The sequence below is a fragment of the Pseudactinotalea sp. genome, from assembly GCF_048594945.1.
In the GTDB taxonomy this organism is placed as follows: Bacteria; Actinomycetota; Actinomycetes; order Actinomycetales; family Beutenbergiaceae; genus Pseudactinotalea.
In genome coordinates this window covers 1-2,608 of the sequence record NZ_JBMDXJ010000089.1, presented here as the reverse complement: position 1 = coordinate 2,608, position 2,608 = coordinate 1, and the positions used below count along the sequence as shown (strand labels likewise).

Annotated in this window: 4 protein-coding genes and 1 pseudogene; all 5 read right to left on the bottom strand. The window is 66.4% G+C overall.

Going from position 1 to position 2,608, the window contains the following annotated elements; genetic code table 11:
- Window positions 1-182 precede the first annotated feature (182 nt).
- Window positions 183-509 carry a leucine zipper domain-containing protein gene (locus ACOJSN_RS04170; protein ID WP_420111252.1) on the bottom strand — a complete coding sequence of 109 codons (327 nt, stop codon included), beginning with the start codon at window positions 507-509 and terminating at the stop codon, window positions 183-185.
- 23 nt (window positions 510-532) lie between these two features.
- Window positions 533-1,414, bottom strand: coding sequence for an alpha/beta fold hydrolase (locus ACOJSN_RS04165; protein WP_420111251.1), 882 nt, complete (start codon window positions 1,412-1,414; stop codon window positions 533-535).
- Window positions 1,414-1,893, bottom strand: a complete 480-nt coding sequence (locus ACOJSN_RS04160; protein ID WP_420111253.1) for a TetR-like C-terminal domain-containing protein — start codon at window positions 1,891-1,893, stop codon at window positions 1,414-1,416. The genes ACOJSN_RS04165 and ACOJSN_RS04160 overlap by 1 nt, the downstream gene beginning before the upstream one ends.
- 6 nt (window positions 1,894-1,899) lie before the next feature.
- Window positions 1,900-2,097: pseudogene (locus ACOJSN_RS04155) on the bottom strand (TetR/AcrR family transcriptional regulator); the annotation flags it as partial.
- A gap of 193 nt (window positions 2,098-2,290) precedes the next feature.
- Window positions 2,291-2,608 (bottom strand): HAD family hydrolase (locus tag ACOJSN_RS04150; protein WP_420111250.1); only part of this gene is annotated, 318 nt, incomplete at its 5' end.

Sequence of the window (2,608 nt, the reverse complement as noted above, 5' to 3'; positions counted from 1 at the left end):
CCCTCCCGGCCCAGCTCCTGCTGGGCGGTGCACCGGCCGGTCCGCTGCTCGGCGGTGCCGCGGTGGTGCTGGCAGGAGGCATCCTCACCGCTGTCCACTGGCGGCTCGCGCTGCGGCGCTACGACAGCGCGAGCAGCTGAGCGCACGATGAACGTTCGTCGGTTCAGCCCGAGGTGCGCGAGCTAGCGAGCGATCGTGCGGCGGCTGACCGAAGTGGCATCCTGGTGTAGCTCGAATGCCATGCGCAAGGCTGACGACTTCTGCGCGCGCCGCATCGCCTCGATCCGCTGAACGATGTGACCGGGAGTTGCGGCAGGTTGCCCTGCCGGAGTAGATGATCGATCGACCAGACCGAGATCGCCGGAGCTTCTGCGGCGGTCGACCCATGTAGGTTCCGTCGCCCCAGAGATGCCCATCTCAGCTGCGACGTGCGCAATGGGGCGGATCCGACAGCGCTCGACCAACCGCCTGCGACCTTCGGGCGTGGGCGGGCTGTTGCGATGAGTCACTTCGCCTCCGGCATCACCCTGGCCTAGCGCGCCAGCAGCTGCCGTGCGAAGTGCGCGATAGCGTCCGGGCGCTCTTCAGCCATGAAGTGCCCGGCGTCGAGTGGTTCGTACGTGAAGTCCGGCGCCCATGCGCTCCAGATCTTCGTCGGGTCGAATCCCAGCTGGCTGCCCCAGTCCTGCGAGATCGCCGCGACGGGCATCGTGAGCGTCCGGCCTGCCTTGCGGTCGGCACGGTCCATGTCGAGGTCGACGCTGGCGGTGGCCCTGTAGTCGGCGACGATCGACGGCACTGCGGCGGCAGACGCCTTGATGTAGTGATCACGCAGCTCAGGCGAGAATGTCGTCCCAGCGGGGTCCCAAGCGTCGAGGAAGGACGCAAAGAACTCTTCGGCGACGGCCTCGATCATCTGCTCCGGAAGCCCCTTGGGCTGTGCCATGAGGTAGAGATGCCAGGCAACTTTCGCGTCGACGCCGCGCAGCACATCCCAGGTGTCCAGAGTGGGCAGAACGTCGAGGATTCCGATATGGGAGACCTGGTCGGGGTGGTCGAGTCCTGCGCGGACGGCGACGAGCGCACCACGATCATGACCGATGACGGCGAATCGGTGGTGACCCAGCTGAGAAGCGATGGCGATGACGTCGGCGGCCATCGTTCGCTTCGAATACAAGTCGAGGCTGTCAGCGTCGGGCTTGCCGCTGTCGCCGTATCCACGGAGGTCGGGTGCGATCACGGTGTAGTCGTCCGAGAGGTCTCGCGCGACGGCGTTCCACATCAGGTGTGTCTCCGGGAAGCCGTGGAGCAGCACCACAGCAGGCCCGACGCCGGCATGCGCCACGTTCAGCGCTACCCCGCCCGCCCCTTGGATGCGATCGTAGGTGAACTCGGGGATGGTGAACTCGGTCATCAGGCGTTCCTGCTCTCAGCGGGTCGATGGGTGGATGGTGATGGCTTCCCAGAGAAGATGCCGTGCTGTCCGGCAGGCATTCCGCTTCGCAGGGCGGGAAGAAGGACTGCGTCGACGAGTGCCGCGCGGTAGGCAACGTCGGTCGACAACCCGTTGAGCTTGCGAATGATCAAGGTGGCCGCAGCGACCTCTTCGTACGCGAACGGATCCGCTGACTCGGGGAGCTCGCCGCGAGCGATGGCCGCCTGCCGCACCGCCTCGGTCAGACGTGCACCGGTCGGCCCGGCTGATGCCTCGATGAACTCGCACAGCTCCGGATCTCGTAGTCCTGCCTGCATGATCGTCAGGCTGATGGGGCTTCCGGCGTCCATCGTGGATTCCAGCCGCTCAAGTAGTGCGAGCACATCCCCACGCAGCGACCCGGTGTCGATGGGTTCTGGCTTGTCCCGTGCGGCCGGCCCGGCCTTGATGGCCGCCACGACCATCTCCTGCTTCGTCGCCCATCGCCGATACAACGTCCGCTTGGACGCCTGCGCGCGTCGCGACACCTCCTCGAACGTGACCCCCTCAACACCCAGATCACCCATGACATCGAGGACGGTTCGGAGAATCTCGGCCTCACGATCTGCGTCTCGCGGTCGACCAGGCGGGCGTGACTCTGCATGACCTTTAGAATACGGCACGTGTCGTATCCTAACATGACTCCTCCTTCACCCGATCACGCCCCCAGGGGACCAGGCCGTCAGCAACCTGCTGATCAGCAGCAGCTGAGGCGCCGCCCTCATCTCTGTCGCAGCACGGTCACTCCCGAGCCCGCCTACTGCTCCCCCAGTGCACCCGAGCTGTGGTGCTCGCGGGGATCCGCACCACAGCGACTCACCTCCCCGCCGGATTCTCGGCGATACGGGGCCCTCCGGGGAGCACGAGGTCGAGCACTCGGTGCAATCGTTCCTCCGCGGGGTCCCCGAGCGGTGGAAGCAGCAGCGTCGTCATACCCACGTCGACTGCTGCGCCGTCCCAGCCTGCCCGGTCCCCGACCATCAGGACGTCGGATGCAGGCAGGCCGAGCCCGTCGAGAGCTGTCCGGAAGATTGCCGGGTCCGGTTTCGCGAGACCCACTTCGAACGAGAGCGTCCAGGTATGGACGAGATCCGCCCACGATCGCCCGTCGGGCAGCTGGTGGGACGCGAACAC

Excerpts from the sequence above, each read along its gene's own strand:
- ACOJSN_RS04165 (WP_420111251.1), bottom strand. The coding sequence starts at position 1,414 with ATGACCGAGTTCACCATCCCCGAGTTCACCTACGATCGCATCCAAGGG.